The following is a 15,569-nucleotide window of genomic DNA, read 5'->3' on the forward strand; positions in this document are numbered from 1 at the left end:
CTACAACCTAATCATTGCCTAATCATTCTTGCTGAAGAAACTATCAATGCCATCAGCAATACCCTTAGCCAAGATTTTCTGATACGGTTTGCTTTGGATGCGTTTAGATTCTATCGCATGGGAATTATAACCAATTTCTATTAAAATTGAAGGCATCAAAGCCCCGGCTAACACCCAAAAAGGCCCCTCTCTCACGCCCCCATCCACCACATCAGGGTAATTTTTGCGGATACTTTGGAGCATGCCGTATTGCACATCAATCGCCAGTTTGTTAGAAACAATCAATCGCTGCGTGTTTAATGAATTTAAAAGCAAGCTTTTAGAAAAATAATCCATCAAATTCACATTGTCTTTATTTTCTTGCTCAGCCACTTTCCTAGCCCTTTCGCTCCTTGCGGTGGATAAAAAATAAGTTTCTATGCCATGAGCGTTAGAGGTGGAGCGTTTAGGGATGGAATTAGCATGCACTGAGATGAATAAATCCGCGCTTTTTTTATTGGCTAATTCCGTGCGAGCCACTAAATCAATATAAATGTCCTTATCCCTTGTCAATAAAACGCTATAGCCTCTTTTTTTAAGCTCTTTATGCAAAAACTTCACCACTTCTAAAACAATGTCTTTTTCACACACTAAATTCGAGCTCATCGCCCCGCAATCTTTTCCCCCATGTCCGGCGTCTAAAACGATCTTTTTGTGTTTTTTGCGCTTGGTTTTGATGAAAGCATCATTTTTTTCTGCTATAAAAACTTGGTTCTTACTCTCATTTTCTGCTTCTTTTTTAGGAATTTCTTTTTTAGCGCTCCTTTCGTTTAATTGAGAATGCGTGTGTTTTGAATGCGCATGCTTAGTTGGCGTTTTCTCTTTAATCTCTTTAGCCTCTTTTTTAATAGATTTAGGGGCGGGTTTAGGCGCTTGGTGTTTTAGCGCATGGTGTTTGGGTGGTTTTAGCACCATTTGATGCCTAGATAAGGGCTTTTTCTCCACGATAGAAACATAGAGCTTGTCTTTAAGGATTTTAACTTCATAAGTCATCTTAGGGGCATGGCTAATGACCACTCGCACTAATTTAGGGCTAAATTGTGCGATCGTGATGGACGATTGTTTAGAAAATTGGTAATGCTTTTTAGGAATGGTTAAAATGGCTTCTAATTCCAAATAGCTCTTGAAATTTTTGAGCAAAACTTCTTTGAATTTTTTAATTTCTTGATTGAACGAGATTTTAACGCTGCTAGAGCCAAAAGGCACAATGTTGATGATTTTAAGAGTTGTAGCATAAGCAAAATGCAACCAAAAAAGACATGCAACAACCCCTAACCTCACAAGCACTACAAATTAACCCTCTGTAAGCTCTTTAATCAATTCATGCACGCTGATAATCTTATCCACTCTATAGCCGTTAGCCCCGGTAAAATAAAGCCCCTCTTCTCTGTTCCCTAAATAACTGCGCCCCAAGCCATCAGCGATGCAATAGCCCACCTTTTTAGCCTCTTCACCCCTGTTACAAGGCGCTACACAATTGCTCACGCATGCGATTTTGGGCGCATTACCCTCTTCAATGCGTTTGATCACCCCCGTATTAATAGCCCTAGCCGGATAGCCTACAGGCGATTTAATGAGTAAAATATCTTCTTTGTTGAGCGTGGGCAAAAGATCAGCATACACTTTAGCGTCGCATTCTTTCGTTCCTAAAAAACGAGTCGCCATTTGCACCCCACTCGCTCCAAGACTTAGCATGGTGTCTATATCCTTCCTATCCCAAATCCCCCCAGCAGCGATGATAGGGATATTCCCCCATTCTTTAGAAGCTTCCACGACTTTAGGCACTAAGTTTTCTAATCGGAATTCTTCCTTGAAACAATCTTCGTATTTAAAGCCCTGATGCCCCCCACTCAAAGGCCCTTCCACAATAAACGCGTCCGGGATTCTTTTATAGCGATCGCTCCACCTTTTACAAAGGATTTTTAAAGCCTTCGCTGAAGAAATAATAGGGATGAGCGCCACATCGCTAAAATCCTTAGCGAATTCAGGCATGTTAGTGGGCAAACCAGCCCCTGTAATAATAATATTCGCTCCTGCTTCACAAGCGTCCCTTAAAACACGGCCGTAGTCATTGATAGCGTATAAAATATTCGCTCCTAAAGGCTTGTTCCCACAAATCTTCCTAGCGTTTGCAAAAATCTCATTCAACGCTTTTTTGGAGTAAAAATTCAAGGCTTCAAAGGGTTTTTTAGCCACAATCCTTTCTACAAAACGCATGTTTTTATAATAACCAGTCCCTACGGCTGAAATCACTCCTAAAGCCCCCTCTTTGGCAACATTTCCAGCTAGTTCATCCCAACTAATCCCCACACCCATTCCCCCTTGAAAGATAGGGAATTTTATGGTGTGCTTACCGATTTTTAGCGGTTTGAGTGTTGATACCATAGCTCTTTCCTTAATATTAGTTAATATTTAATTTCATAAATCTTTTCTTACCAAGCTGTATAACATAATTTCCTTTAACAAAACGATAACTCTCATTTTTTACCACTTCTTGATTAATCTTTACCCCTCCCCCTTGAATATCACGCCTGGCTTGTGAAGTGGATGGGCAAAAGCCAATCTGTTTTAAAACATCTAAAATCCCAACCCCCTCATCAAAATCGCTCTCTAATAAAATTTCGGGCAAAAGGTTTGCGCTAAACACTTTAGAAAATTGCTCTTTAGCCTTGATGGCTTGTTCATCATCATAATAACGAGCCACGATTTCACCAGCGAGATCTTCTTTAACGGCTTTAGGGTGCAAGGTTTGATTCAAAATACCATGTTTTAAGTCTTCAATTTCTTCTAAAGTTTTAGCACTCAAAAGGGTGTAATAGCGCCACATGAGATTATCGCTCACGCTCATGATCTTCCCAAACATCGCATTAGGCTCTTCCGTGATCCCCACATAATTCCCCAAGCTTTTACTCATTTTTTGCACCCCATCAAGCCCCTCTAATAAAGGCATGGTGATGATAGATTGCTCTTTATTCAAGCCATAAGCGCGTTGCAAAAAGCGCCCCACCAGCAAATTAAACTTTTGATCATTGCCCCCAAGCTCAATATCCGCATCCATCGCTACTGAATCATAGCCTTGCAACAAAGGGTATAAAAATTCCACGATGCTAATGGGGCGATTTTCTTTATAGCGTTTAGTGAAATCGTCCCTTTCTAGCATTCTAGCGACTGAAAACTTTGCACACAATTCTATAATGCCTTTTGCGCCTAAAGCATCAAGCCAAGTGGAATTAAAGCACACTTCGGTGTGTTTTTGATCTAAAATTTTATAGATTTGCTCTTCATAAGTTTTAGCGTTTTCTAAGACTTGCTCCCGGTTTAAGGGTTTTCTCGTTTCATTTTTCCCTGTAGGATCGCCTATCATAGCGGTAAAATCCCCAATCAAAAACTTCACTCTAGCCCCATACTGCTGCAATAAAGCCAGTTTTTGGATCAATACCGTATGCCCTAAATGCAAATCTGGAGCGGTAGGATCAAACCCGGCTTTAACGATAAAGCGTTCATTGGTTTCGTAATATTTTCTCACCAGCTTTTCAATATATTCTAATCCAATGATTTCATTAGCGCCTCTAGTAATCTCTTTTAAGGCGATACTGATTTTTTGTTCCATGTTCATTCCTTAATTAGGGCTTATTATGATTCATAAGCATCATCCAGACTGGATAATTCTACAATCCTATCTTGATATTTGCGATTGATTAAGGCTCTGATCCAATCCGCCTTATCCGTAGCTATTTCAAAACTCACTTCACAATGGCTAGAATACTTGTCTTTATAGCCCAAATAAGACACGCCCACAATATTGCATTCATTCCTGTTTAAAAAAGTCAATAAACTTGCTAAAACCGACTTTTTTTCGCCTAAATAAAACATCATTTTATAAATCGTTCGATCCCGCTTGTGCCATTCTATATAAACCATCGGCACTTTAGCATCCACTTCCGCCATCGCTTTTTTGCAAAATTTATGGTGTGCAATCGCTTTTGGATCTTTTAAATCCGTTACAATCGCAATGATTTCATCGCCATATTTAGGATAACAACAATCATTCAACAACACCTGTTTGATTTCTAAAGCGTTGCTTGAACAAACGCTAAAATGTTCCAATTCCTTACACTGCCACTGCCGGTTTGGGGTTAAAAAATTCAAAACGCTGGTTTTAAAACCCAAATACCTTAAACCTCGAGTCCATAAACTCATCTCTTGGTATTCTAAAATCGCATCTTCTTTTAAAGAAAACACCTTATTTTCAATTTCTTCAGTGAGTTTGGCTAAATTTTCAAAGCTTTTCATCGCTTCTGTTAAGGTGGTTTCCACCCCACAATCTGTTAATTTTTCTTCAAAGTTTTTATAATCTTTCAAATCCACATCTTCAAAAACAGAGCGCCCAAAAAAAGTCGCTAAGATATTGATCATGCTCTTAGTGTCAATTTCTTTCAAGCGGTTTCTTCTTTGGATGCGCAAATGGTTTTTAGCCTTAGAAGTTTTAAGCTGATCCATCCAAATGAAACGAGGTATTACTTTATCGCCTTTAATGATTTTAACCACATCCCCACTCCTTAATTCTTGATTGAGTAAGGCTTTTTTACTATTGATATAAGCGTCCGTGGCCTTATCGCCTAAATCGCTATGCACCATGTAAGCAAAATCTAAAGCAATCGCTCCCACCGGTAAGGTGTAAGTGTCCCCATGGGGCGAAAAAACGACAATGTCTTCACGATACAAATCGTTCTTAGCGAGTTCGTAAAATTCCTTAGGGTCGTTTTTCAAATCGCTGTCATGGTATTTAAAATTTTGCAACCACCTCATGCCCTCATGATGATCTTCATTATCCACGCCCCCAGCTTTATACTTCCAGTGGGCTGAATTACCATACTCCGCCCCCATATGCATATCAAAGGTGCGAATCTGCACCTCATAAACAGAAGATTCATCAAAAATGGTCGTGTGTATCGTCTTATAGCCATTTTCTTTGGGTAAAGCGATGTAATCTTTAAAACGAGAAACAATGGGTTTGAAATTCAAATGGATAATCCCTAAAACCTTATAGCAATCAATCGGGTTTTTCAATAAAATCCTAATGGCTAACAAGTCCAAAATTTCATCAATATTAACCGCGCCCTTTCGTTGCATCTTAAGATAGATAGAATAAGGGCGTTTCACCCTTGTAACGAGTTTAAAATCCGAATGGCTAAACCCGCTATCAAAAAGTTTTTTTTCTAACTTGCTCGCAAAAGCGTTGAGTTTTAAGAGTAAAGACTGCTTGTTTTTGTGCAAATATTCCTTGATATTTTTATACTCTTCTGGATAAATATAATAAAAGCTCTTATCTTCTAATTCATTTTTGATTGAAGACATGCCCAATCGGCTCGCTATGGGGGCATACACCGCTAGAGTTTCTTTAGAAATACGCACTTGTTTGTCATGAGGCAAGGCGTCTAAGGTGAGCATGTTGTGCAACCTGTCGCTAATCTTTACCACTAAGGCTCTTGGATCTTGTATCGCGCTAATTAGGATCTTTCTAAAAGTGAGCGCTGAAACCACCATTCTGGGATCTTGAGCGCTCACTCCTAACTCTTCTTTCCTGATTTCAGTGATTTTAGTGAGTGCATCCACTAAATTAGCCACATCTTGCCCAAATTCTTGCTCAATCGTTTCAATTTTACATGGCGTGTCTTCTACCACATCATGCAAAAGCGCCGCGCACACCATCGCCTCATCGCCCCCACAAAACGCTACCAAGCTTGCCACACAAATAGGATGGACAATATAAGGCTCGCCGCTTTTTCTATACTGCCCCTTATGGCTTTTGGCCGCTAAATTTAGGGCGTTTTCAATTTTGGGCGTAAAATCAATTAAAGTCCTTAAGATTTCAATGCCGCCCTTTGGGGTCGTAACTTTTTTAATAACATCAAGAATCCGTAAGAATCCGATATCAACGGATTTATCAATTTCGTTCATCTATCCTGTCTATATCAATTTTCCCCTCAGCGATTTCTCTGATAGCAATATCCACTAATTTATGGCGTTTAGGGTCCATATTCACTAAAGTTTTGGCTCCGGCGTTTAATTGCTTCACACGAGCGAAAACTAAATTATCTAACATGTAGCGGTCGTTCCCAATATTTTTTAAGGCTTGAGCGACTAAACTCTCTGTTCTCTCTTTTTTCAAATTGATCCTTTTATTTTAGAGTTCTATCAAATTTTAAAGGGCTTATTTTACCATAGAAAATACGCCTTGTTGGTGCTTGATCACTTGCAATAAATTCCCTTTTTTGAACATGTTACACACCACAATGGGGAGCTTATTGTCTTTAGCTAAAGAAATAGCGGTATCGTCCATCACTTCAATATCCCCTATCAAGGCATCGTTATAGCTTAAAGTGTCTAATTTTTTAGCGTCTTTAAACTTGTTAGGGTCTTTATCGTAAATGCCATCCACTTTAGTCGCTTTAATGATTAAATCCGATCCAATTTCAATCGCTCTTAAAGTGGCAGCCGTATCCGTAGTGAAAAACGGGTTTCCCGTGCCAGCACCAAAAATCACCACCCTACCCTTTTCTAAATGCCTGATCGCTTTTCTGTAAATGTAACTTTCACAAATCTCTTTGATTTCAATCGCGCTTTGCACTCTTGTGTCTAAACCGATATGCTCTAAAGCTTCTTGCATGGCTACTGCATTAATCACGGTGGCTAACATGCCCATATAATCCCCACTGGTGCGCCTGATAATCCCCCCTTGAGCCGCACTAACCCCCCTAATGATATTGCCTCCACCAATCACAATACCCACTTCAATAGCGTTTTCCACTAAGCTTTTAATTTCTTTAGCGATGTGATCTAACACATGAATGTCAATCCCAAACTGGTTGTCCCCAGCTAACGCTTCCCCAGAAAATTTCACCAAAACCCGTTTGTTTTTTATTTTTGCTTGCATGATCCCTTCTTAATCAATTAATAAAACTTTAATAAAACTTATGATTGTAACCTAATCTTGCTTAAAAACACCCTTTCTAATTTTTAAGCCTCTGTTCTTGGCGCATAACTAAAAGCGCTTGGGTTTTTGAATGCGTTTGAATAACAATTCACGATAGAACGCTTTAAGGCCTGATTGTTCTTTTTTGCCTAAAGTGTAGTAAATTTTTTGCAAGTAGTTTAGAATGTCTTGGCATTTTAAGTTGGTTTTTAAAGCGGCTTCTTTAAGGATGTAGTAAGGGATTTTTGTTTTTTGATGTTTGAAAGCTAAAGACAAGCGCTTGTAAAAATCCTTGTTTTGGTAATAGCACAAACGCCCAAAAACAAACGGCAAGCGTTTTTTTTCATACCAAAGAGCGGCTAAATCTATAAAATCTTTTTTAGGGTTGGAATAATAAAACTGCAGCGCTTTATTGCCGATCAACACTTCGCCATTTAACCCTAGCGCTTGAGAGAGAGCGTTTGAAGAAGCGCTTTCTTTATCAAAAGCGTTTTTTGTATCCACAACCAGCACGCTTAAAACTTCCTTATAAGCGACAATGCCTAGAGAATAGGAATGAAGAGCGAATTGATGGCCAGCGATAGAAGAAATAAACCCCGCATCAATACGCCTGAATAAAAAACTCTCATTGAGTTTGGATGGGTAGGTTTTTTTAAGCCGTAAAAATTGTTTGAAATAACAAGGGGTGGGGTAGGATTTGATGAACACATCAAAAGGGAGCATGTTTAAATAATCAATTTTACCAAAACGCACTTAAAATCCTTTTTTATATCGCATGGTAGCTAAAGTTTCTTACAACTTAACTAAAAGTAAAAAGAGTTTTGTTATCATGGAGTAGTTTGCAATGCAATTAGAATGTATTAGTGAGTAACACTATTTAAAAGGAGAAATGATGAAAGATTTTTTAGAAGATTATAAAAAAAGCGTTTTAGAAAGAGAGAGTGAGGGTATCCCGCCGCTCCCTTTAAACGCTAAACAAGTAGAAGCCGTCGTTGAGATTTTGATGAAAGATCCCACAAATGCCGCTTTCGCTAAAGAATTACTCATTCACAGAGTAAGCCCTGGGGTTGATGAGGGGGCGAAAGTGAAAGCGGAATTTTTAGCCAAATTGTCTCAAAAAAAACTAGAATGCACGCACATTAGCGCTTTAGAAGCGACCACTCTTTTAGGCACGATGCTTGGGGGGTATAATGTAGAGCCTTTGATTATGGGCTTAGAAAGTCAAGACAAAAACATCGCCAAAGAGAGTGCAAAAGCTTTAAAAACCACTCTTTTAGTCTATGGATCGTTTGATAAAATCGCTGCAATGAGTAAAACTAACGCTCTGGCTAAAGAGGTGCTAGAGTCTTGGGCGAACGCTGAATGGTTTTTGAATAAAGAGCCTTTGAATGAATGCATTGAAGCGTGCGTGTTTAAGATTGATGGCGAAACCAATACCGATGATTTAAGCCCAGCGAGCGATGCTTTCACACGAAGCGATATTCCTTTACACGCCAAAGCGATGCTAAAAAACAGGATTGAAAATTACGAACAACGCATCAAAGCCATTAAAGCTAAAGGCGTTCCTGTAGCGTATGTGGGCGATGTGGTCGGCACAGGAAGCTCTAGAAAAAGCGCAACAAACTCTATCATGTGGCATTTTGGTAAGGACATTCCTTTTGTGCCTAATAAAAGGAGTGGGGGCATTGTGATTGGGGGGGTGATCGCTCCGATTTTCTTTGCGACTTGTGAAGATAGTGGAGCATTACCCATTGTGGCTGATGTTAAGGATTTAAAAGAGGGCGATATGATTAAAATCTATCCTTATAAAGGCGAAATCACGCTGAATGATAAAGTGGTCAGCGCCTTTAAGCTAGAGCCTGAAACTTTATTAGATGAAGTTAGGGCTTCTGGGCGTATCCCTTTAATCATTGGTAGGGGTTTGACGAATAAAGCGCGTAAATTTTTGGGGCTAGGCGAATCTGAAGCGTTTAAAAAGCCATCCGCTCCTAAAAGCGACGCTAAAGGTTACACTTTAGCCCAAAAAATTGTAGGTCATGCTTGTGGGGTAAAAGGGATCTTACCTGGCACTTATTGTGAGCCAAAGGTTACCACCGTGGGCAGTCAAGACACCACAGGGGCGATGACTAGAGATGAGGTTAAAGAATTAGCGAGTTTGAAATTTGATGCGCCTTTTGTGTTGCAGAGTTTTTGCCATACCGCCGCTTACCCAAAGCCTAGCGATGTGAGTTTGCATGCAACCTTGCCTGGCTTTATCACTCAAAGAGGCGGTGTGGCGTTGCATCCGGGCGATGGCGTGATCCACACATGGCTAAACCGCATGGGATTGCCTGACACTTTAGGCACAGGGGGGGATAGCCACACCCGTTTCCCTTTAGGCATTAGTTTCCCGGCAGGGAGCGGGTTAGTCGCTTTTGCAGCGGTTACAGGCACGATGCCCTTGAACATGCCAGAATCTGTGTTGGTGCGTTTTAAAGGGGAAATGAATCCTGGGATTACTTTAAGGGATTTAGTGAATGCGATCCCTTATTATGCGATCAAAAAAGGGTTACTCACGGTGGAGAAAAAGGGTAAAATCAATGTCTTTAACGGGCGTATTTTAGAGATTGAAGGCTTGCCTGATATTAAAATGGAGCAGGCTTTTGAACTAAGCGATGCGAGCGCAGAAAGGAGCGCGGCTGCTTGCGTGGTTCGTTTGAATAAAGAGCCGATGATTGAATACTTGAAATCCAATATCAAGCTTATTGATGAGATGATTGCGAGCGGTTATGAAGACAAAGAGACTTTGAAAAAACGCAGAGATGCGATGCAAGCTTGGGTGGATAATCCGGTATTGTTAGAGCCAGATAGTAACGCTCAATACGCCGCTGTCATTGAAATTGATGTGGCAGAAATCACTGAGCCTATTTTGGCATGCCCTAATGACCCTGATGATGTCGCTACTTTGAGCGAAGTTTTAGCGGATACGACCGGCAAAAGACCGCACGCTATTGATGAAGTGTTTATTGGCTCTTGCATGACGAACATCGGGCATTTTAGAGCCTTTGGCGAAATCGTTAAAAACGCTCCTCCCAGTCAAGCACGCCTTTGGGTAGTGCCACCCAGTAAAATGGATGAACAAGAGCTTATTAATGAGGGCTATTATGCGATTTTTGGGGCTGCTGGGGCGAGGACTGAAGTCCCAGGCTGTAGCTTGTGCATGGGCAATCAGGCGAGGGTTAGGGATAATGCGGTCGTCTTTTCTACTTCCACACGGAATTTTGATAATCGTATGGGTAGAGGGGCTAAAGTGTATTTAGGCAGCGCAGAGCTTGGGGCGGCGTGCGCTTTACTAGGGAGAATCCCCACTAAAGAAGAATACATGAATTTAGTGAGTGAAAAGCTAGAGAGCCAAAAAGACAAGATCTATCGCTACATGAACTTTAATTTAATGGAGAATTTCAGGCTCTAGTTTTGTTTTCATTAAAAGGGGCGATCCCTTTTATTTAGCTGTGGCTTGAGTGTTGAGAGAGGATAAAAAGGAGAGTAGTGGTAAAAAAAATCGTTGTGAGTTGGTGTGTGGCGTTGGCTTTTTTAAGCGCGGATTCAGCGCAAGTTAATAAGGCAATCACCAATGCGGATTTGATTAAAGAGATAAGGGATTTAAAAAAAATAATCAGCGTGCAGAACACTGAGATTAACAATTTAAGAAGAGTGCAAGAAGTGTTGTCTGGGCAATTAGGGGATATGCGTAAGGATATATTAAGCACTAGAGATTATTGCATTAGCTTAAGGCCTTATATCTATAATTGGCGCTAGGGGATAATCAAAACATGAAAGCATGTGCCATGCAATCCTTTGATGCAATCCTTTAATGGTTGAAGAAATTAAAGTTGGTTGAAAAATTAAAGTTGTGGGGTTTGGCTCTCGCTCTGTGTCCCTATAATGGGGATTTTATAGAGTTTAAATCTCCAAAAGTGTGTTTAATCTCACACGCCTTAAAAAAGTCCTCTTGTTGGATTGTAGGGGTGGGACTAGTCTCGTTATTAAATATTCTATAATAAAATTTTAGGAAATTCAGTTTAAAAGATATTAAAAAATGCCATACGCCTTAAGAAAAAGATTTTTCAAACGCCTTGTGCTGATTGTTTCAACTTTTTGCGCGATAAGCTTGAACGCTAAAAGCTATCTGTTTTCCCCTTTGCCCCCAGCACACCAGCAAATCATTAAGACAGAGCCTTGCTCTTTGGAATGCTTGAAAGACTTGATGTTGCAAAATCAAATCTTTTCTTTTGTTTCTCAATACGATAACAATAACCAAGATGAGAGTCTTAAAACTTATTACAAGGACATACTCAATAAACTCAACCCCGCATTCATCGCTTCTCAAACTCCAGCCAAAGAAAGCTATGAGCCTAAGATTGAATTAGCGGTTTTACTACCTAAAAAAGTGGTGGGGCGTTATGCGATTTCGGTGATGAACACTCTTTTAGCGTATTTGAACACCAGAAACAACGATTTCAATATCCAAGTCTTTGACAGCGATGAAGAGAGTCCTGAAAAATTAGAGCAAACCTATAAAGAAATTGAAAAAGAAAAATTCCCTTTTGTGATAGCCTTATTGACTAAAGAGGGCGTGGAAAATTTGATCCAAAACACCACCATTAGCACCCCTACTTATGTGCCTACGGTGAATAAAGCGCAATTAGAAAATCATACCGATCGTTCTTTAAGCGAGCTCTTGTATTTTGGGGGGATTGACTATAAAGAGCAATTAGGCATGCTCACGGCTTTCATTAGCCCTAATTCACCCGTGATTGAATACGATGATGATGGCTTAATAGGTGAACGCTTGAGGCAAATCACGGAGTCTTTAAACATTGCAGTCAAACACCAAGAAAATATTTCTTACAAGCAAGCCACGAGTTTTTCTAAAAATTTTAGAAAAAATGATGCGTTTTTTAAAAATTCTACCTTGATTTTAAACACCCCTACCACTAAAAGCGGTCTAATCCTTTCTCAAATAGGGCTTTTAGAATACAAGCCCTTTAAAATCCTTTCCACACAAATCAATTTCAACCCCTCTTTACTCTTACTCACCCAGCCCAAAGACAGAAAAAATTTATTCATTGTCAATGCCTTACAAAATAGCGATGAAACGCTTATAGAATACGCCTCCTTATTGGAGAGCGATTTAAGGCATGATTGGGTGAATTATTCCAGCGCGATAGGACTAGAGGTGTTTTTAAACACGCTAGATCCGCATTTTAAAAAATCTTTTCAAGAGAGTTTAGAAGACAATCAAGTCCGTTACCACAATCAAATTTATCAGGCTTTAGGGTATTCTTTTGAGCCGATAAAAAATGGAAGCGAAACAAAAAAAGAATAATATTCAGATAATTATTTGAATACTTTCATTTTTAATAGGTTTTTTAATAAAATTGGAATACGATACGAGCGAAAATTAAACAAAGGTTATTCTGTGTTAAAATTTCAAAAATTACCTTTATTGTTTGCTTCTATTCTTTACAATCAAAGCCCTTTATTGGCTTTTGATTATAAGTTTAGCGGGGTAGCGGAATCCTTTTCTAAAGTGGGGTTTAACCATTCCAAACTCAATTCCAAAGAAGGCATTTTCCCTACAGCCACTTTTGTAACCGCCACGATCAAGCTTCAAGTTGATTCCAATCTGCTCCCTAAAAACATTGAAAAACACAGCCTAAAAATAGGCGTTGGGGGGATTTTAGGAGCGCTCGCTTATGATTCCACAAAAACGCTCATAGACCAAGCCACGCATCAAGTCTATGGCTCAGAACTTTATTACTTCATAGGGCGTTGGTGGGGGTATTTAGGCGACGCTCCTTGGAAAGACTCTCGCATAGAATCTGACGCTCACACTCGTAATTATGTCTTATATAATTCCTATTTGTTTTATTCTTATGGCGATAAATTCCACTTAAAATTAGGGCGCTATCTCTCTAACATGGATTTTATGAGCGGTTATACGGAGGGTTTTGAAGTAGAATATAAAATCAAACCTAAGGTGTCGTTAAAATGGTTTAGCTCTTTTGGGAGGGCTTTGGCTATGGGGCAATGGATACGAGATTGGTATGCTCCCCTTGTGACTGAAGATGGCAGAAAAGAAGTTGATGATGGCATTCATGCGGTGCAACTTTATTTTTCTAGCAAGCATGTTAAAGCCACGCCCTTTTTTTATTTTTCACCTAAGACTTACGAGGCGCCCGGGATTAAAATCCATATTGATAGCAACCCGAAATTTAGAGGTTTAGGGTTACGATCTCAAACCCTTATCAATGTAATTTTCCCTGTTTATGCTAAAGATTTATACGATGTGTATTGGCGTAACTCTAAGATTGGCGAGTGGGGTTCATCGCTTTTAATCCACCAACGCTTTGACTGCAACGAATTTAACTTTGGCTTTGGCTATTACCAAAATTTTGGCAACGCTAACGCAAGGATTGGCTGGTATGGTAACCCGATCCCTTTTGACATAAGAAGTAACAGCGTTTATGGTTTGGTTTTTAGTAACGCTGTTACCGCAGACTCTGTTAGCGGATATGTCTTTGGTGGGGGCGTGTATAGAGAGTTTTTATGGGGTATTTTAGGCAGATACACTTACGCCACCAGAGCGAGCGAAAGATCCATTGACTTGCACTTGGGTTATAAATGGGGTTATTTTGCTAGCGTTGATGTGAATTTACAATACTATGCGGTGAGCATGCACACTGGCTATAAGACTAATGATCTCACTAGCCCTTTTGATAAAGCCTTTAAGGCGAACACACAAGACAGGAGCAATCTCATAGTGAGTTTGAAATTCTTTTTTTAAACCCTATCAATTAGGCCCCTATCAATTAGGCTTGGTAGAATTGAGCCATTGTTTTTGGAAATTAATGGCTTTCCTCAATTCGGCTTCTAGTTGGGCTAAAACATCTTTTAAGGGCTTAACATCAACCAAATTATCTTGCTTAAAAGAATCCAATTGTTTGTCAATTTGCAAAGCGGCGTCTAGTGCGTCTTGGGGGAATACCGGATCGCCTAAAGCCTTTTTAATCGCTTCGCCGATTTCAATCATTTCAGAGCCTTGATGATCTTTTAAGTTAGGATTATTTTCTTTGTCCTTAGGTTTAGGCTCTAAGATCAAGCGCAAATATTTGATTTTTTCATGCAAATCGTTAAGATCTTTTAAGTGATCGGTATTGTGCCCCCTATCAACCGCTTTTTCTAAAAGCTTATCGCTCAGGCTTACTAACTGATCGCTTAATTTAATGCTGTTAGCTTGAGCTTCTGTTACTTCATCAATATCAATCGCTACTAAAGCGCTCACAAAATAAAAGGGCAACGCCCACCTTCTAAAACGAGAGAAAAACTTCTGCATTTACCTTCCTTAAATACGCTTAAAAATGATACTTTTTAATATGGTGGAGCTGTGGGGAATCGAACCCCAGTCCAAAAATCTTGTCCTAAACACAAACTTCTACAATGCTTAGAAAATTGGTTGGTTTTTTAGCCTTAAAACTAGCTCTGGTCCAACTTTCTAAAACCTTGAGGTAGTTTCAAGAGTTCTTGTTTCTTAGTTTAAAAGGCGAACCACCTTTTAAAAGCGTCTAGCTTAAGGTTATGGAGTGATTAAAACGCTAGAAATTCTAATCAGTCCAGCTCCAAAGGAGATTAACTCACGCAGCTTTAGCGTAAGCTGGAGCGTAATCTGTGTTGTTTACAGTTATTTTTGTTGCTGTTTTACAAGTAGCACTTGGCATGCTGTCTGCACGACAAGAAATCTGTCGAAATCCAAGTCAGCCCCATGATTTCTAAAGGCTTGTCTATTTTAACCAACTTTTGCTAACAAAATGCAATGAATCGTTAAAAATCATTGGCGCACAATATCAATGTTTTCATCTTTAGGCTTAAAAACAAAGATTTCATTAGCAATGGTGGGGTTAATTTCTGTTTGAGAAAAAGTGATCGTTACAAGATTGTTCATTTCATCTTTAAATTCTAGCGAAAAAGGCTTGCCGTCTTTAAAAACCAAACGATAAGTGGTTTTGTGGATAGTCGTTTTAAAAGAGCCGTCATCTTGCTTTTTTAAGCGTTTGAGGATGGTGAAAAAATCCGTCTTGTCTTTTAAGGGCGTGATAGTCGCTTGAAACAAATTAGGCTCATAAATCACCACTTCTTTATCGTTCATGTAAATTTCTTTTTTTAAAGGCTTTTCATAAACCCATAAAGCCCAATTAGGGGCTTTAGCCTTTAAAACCCCGTAATAAACTAAGGGTTTTTCATTTTTTAAAACCTGCTTGAAACGCGCGCTAAAACTTTGCAAATGCTGTAAAACCTCTTCTTCTTTAGAAAGCGTTGAAGGATTTTTAGCGTAAGCAACGCTCATAAAAATTAAAACCATTAAAATCTTTAAAAAAGCTTTCATTATCCAAACCTTAAAATCATCTCTCATCTCAATAAAACCCTTTATTTTACATGACTTTTATTTTATCCATGCTAAAATGGGATTAAAAACTGACGCTTTAATAAAATAAATGGGATTAAAGCACTCTTA

Annotated in this window: 13 protein-coding genes and 1 other RNA gene; 4 read left to right on the forward strand and 10 right to left on the reverse strand. The window is 39.3% G+C overall.

The features are described 5' to 3' along the window. Nucleotides 1-18: 18 nt before the first annotated feature. The 7 genes from P6280_RS05480 to P6280_RS05510 all read right to left on the reverse strand — a co-directional run bounded on the left by P6280_RS05480 (nucleotide 19) and on the right by P6280_RS05510 (nucleotide 7,768). Nucleotides 19-1,326, reverse strand: coding sequence for an N-acetylmuramoyl-L-alanine amidase family protein (locus tag P6280_RS05480; protein WP_283237211.1), 1,308 nt, complete (start codon nucleotides 1,324-1,326; stop codon nucleotides 19-21). 6 nt (nucleotides 1,327-1,332) lie between these two features. Further along, a complete protein-coding gene (fabX, locus tag P6280_RS05485; RefSeq protein ID WP_000255219.1) occupies nucleotides 1,333-2,424 on the reverse strand; it encodes a decanoate oxidase/trans-2-decenoyl-[acyl-carrier protein] isomerase FabX in 1,092 nt (363 codons plus the stop codon). Between the two features lie 16 nt (nucleotides 2,425-2,440). After that, a complete protein-coding gene (gene tyrS, locus P6280_RS05490) occupies nucleotides 2,441-3,649 on the reverse strand; it encodes a tyrosine--tRNA ligase (RefSeq protein ID WP_283237212.1) in 1,209 nt (402 codons plus the stop codon). A gap of 23 nt (nucleotides 3,650-3,672) precedes the next feature. Further along, the gene (locus tag P6280_RS05495) at nucleotides 3,673-6,000 is read right to left on the reverse strand and encodes a RelA/SpoT family protein (RefSeq protein ID WP_001002215.1); all 2,328 of its coding nucleotides are present in this window, start codon (nucleotides 5,998-6,000) and stop codon (nucleotides 3,673-3,675) included. Beyond that, complete coding sequence (locus P6280_RS05500) at nucleotides 5,987-6,211, reverse strand: DNA-directed RNA polymerase subunit omega (protein WP_000712202.1); 225 nt, start codon at nucleotides 6,209-6,211, stop codon at nucleotides 5,987-5,989. The genes P6280_RS05495 and P6280_RS05500 overlap by 14 nt, the downstream gene beginning before the upstream one ends. 42 nt (nucleotides 6,212-6,253) lie before the next feature. Beyond that, on the reverse strand, nucleotides 6,254-6,976 hold the full coding sequence (gene pyrH, locus P6280_RS05505; RefSeq protein ID WP_001148049.1) for a UMP kinase: 723 nt from the start codon (nucleotides 6,974-6,976) through the stop codon (nucleotides 6,254-6,256). 108 nt (nucleotides 6,977-7,084) lie between these two features. Beyond that, nucleotides 7,085-7,768, reverse strand: coding sequence for an MqnA/MqnD/SBP family protein (locus tag P6280_RS05510; protein ID WP_283237213.1), 684 nt, complete (start codon nucleotides 7,766-7,768; stop codon nucleotides 7,085-7,087). Between the two features lie 139 nt (nucleotides 7,769-7,907). Between P6280_RS05510 and acnB the strand changes: the two genes are divergently transcribed. From acnB to P6280_RS05530, 4 genes are all read left to right on the forward strand, one after another. Beyond that, nucleotides 7,908-10,466, forward strand: coding sequence for a bifunctional aconitate hydratase 2/2-methylisocitrate dehydratase (gene acnB, locus P6280_RS05515; protein WP_283237214.1), 2,559 nt, complete (start codon nucleotides 7,908-7,910; stop codon nucleotides 10,464-10,466). Nucleotides 10,467-10,543: 77 nt separating this feature from the next. Continuing rightward, entirely contained in the window at nucleotides 10,544-10,813 is a 270-nt protein-coding gene (locus P6280_RS05520) for a hypothetical protein (RefSeq protein ID WP_283237215.1), read from the forward strand. A gap of 280 nt (nucleotides 10,814-11,093) precedes the next feature. Then, on the forward strand, nucleotides 11,094-12,383 hold the full coding sequence (locus P6280_RS05525) for an IS701 family transposase (RefSeq protein ID WP_283237216.1): 1,290 nt from the start codon (nucleotides 11,094-11,096) through the stop codon (nucleotides 12,381-12,383). Nucleotides 12,384-12,476: 93 nt separating this feature from the next. Continuing rightward, the gene (locus tag P6280_RS05530) at nucleotides 12,477-13,844 is read left to right on the forward strand and encodes an outer membrane family protein (protein ID WP_283237217.1); all 1,368 of its coding nucleotides are present in this window, start codon (nucleotides 12,477-12,479) and stop codon (nucleotides 13,842-13,844) included. 21 nt (nucleotides 13,845-13,865) lie between these two features. Here P6280_RS05530 and P6280_RS05535 read toward each other — a convergent pair whose 3' ends face one another. The 3 genes from P6280_RS05535 to lolA form a co-directional block, all read right to left on the reverse strand. Further along, nucleotides 13,866-14,393: a hypothetical protein gene (locus P6280_RS05535; protein WP_283237218.1), complete on the reverse strand. Its 528-nt coding sequence runs from the start codon at nucleotides 14,391-14,393 to the stop codon at nucleotides 13,866-13,868. Between the two features lie 41 nt (nucleotides 14,394-14,434). Continuing rightward, nucleotides 14,435-14,819: a transfer-messenger RNA gene (ssrA, locus tag P6280_RS05540) on the reverse strand. A gap of 66 nt (nucleotides 14,820-14,885) precedes the next feature. Then, the gene (gene lolA / locus P6280_RS05545; protein ID WP_283237219.1) at nucleotides 14,886-15,440 is read right to left on the reverse strand and encodes a LolA-like outer membrane lipoprotein chaperone; all 555 of its coding nucleotides are present in this window, start codon (nucleotides 15,438-15,440) and stop codon (nucleotides 14,886-14,888) included. Nucleotides 15,441-15,569: the final 129 nt, after the last annotated feature.

Origin of the sequence: Helicobacter sp. 219-2 (assembly GCF_030053225.1) — a bacterium.
GTDB classification, from domain to species: Bacteria; Campylobacterota; Campylobacteria; order Campylobacterales; family Helicobacteraceae; genus Helicobacter; species Helicobacter pylori_C.

Coding starts and splice junctions, on each gene's coding strand:
- fabX (WP_000255219.1), bottom strand. CDS start 2,424: ATGGTATCAACACTCAAACCGCTAAAAATCGGTAAGCACACCATAAAA.
- tyrS (WP_283237212.1), bottom strand. CDS start 3,649: ATGGAACAAAAAATCAGTATCGCCTTAAAAGAGATTACTAGAGGCGCT.
- P6280_RS05495 (WP_001002215.1), bottom strand. CDS start 6,000: ATGAACGAAATTGATAAATCCGTTGATATCGGATTCTTACGGATTCTT.
- pyrH (WP_001148049.1), bottom strand. CDS start 6,976: ATGCAAGCAAAAATAAAAAACAAACGGGTTTTGGTGAAATTTTCTGGG.
- acnB (WP_283237214.1), top strand. CDS start 7,908: ATGAAAGATTTTTTAGAAGATTATAAAAAAAGCGTTTTAGAAAGAGAG.
- P6280_RS05525 (WP_283237216.1), top strand. CDS start 11,094: ATGCCATACGCCTTAAGAAAAAGATTTTTCAAACGCCTTGTGCTGATT.
- P6280_RS05535 (WP_283237218.1), bottom strand. CDS start 14,393: ATGCAGAAGTTTTTCTCTCGTTTTAGAAGGTGGGCGTTGCCCTTTTAT.
- lolA (WP_283237219.1), bottom strand. CDS start 15,440: ATGAAAGCTTTTTTAAAGATTTTAATGGTTTTAATTTTTATGAGCGTT.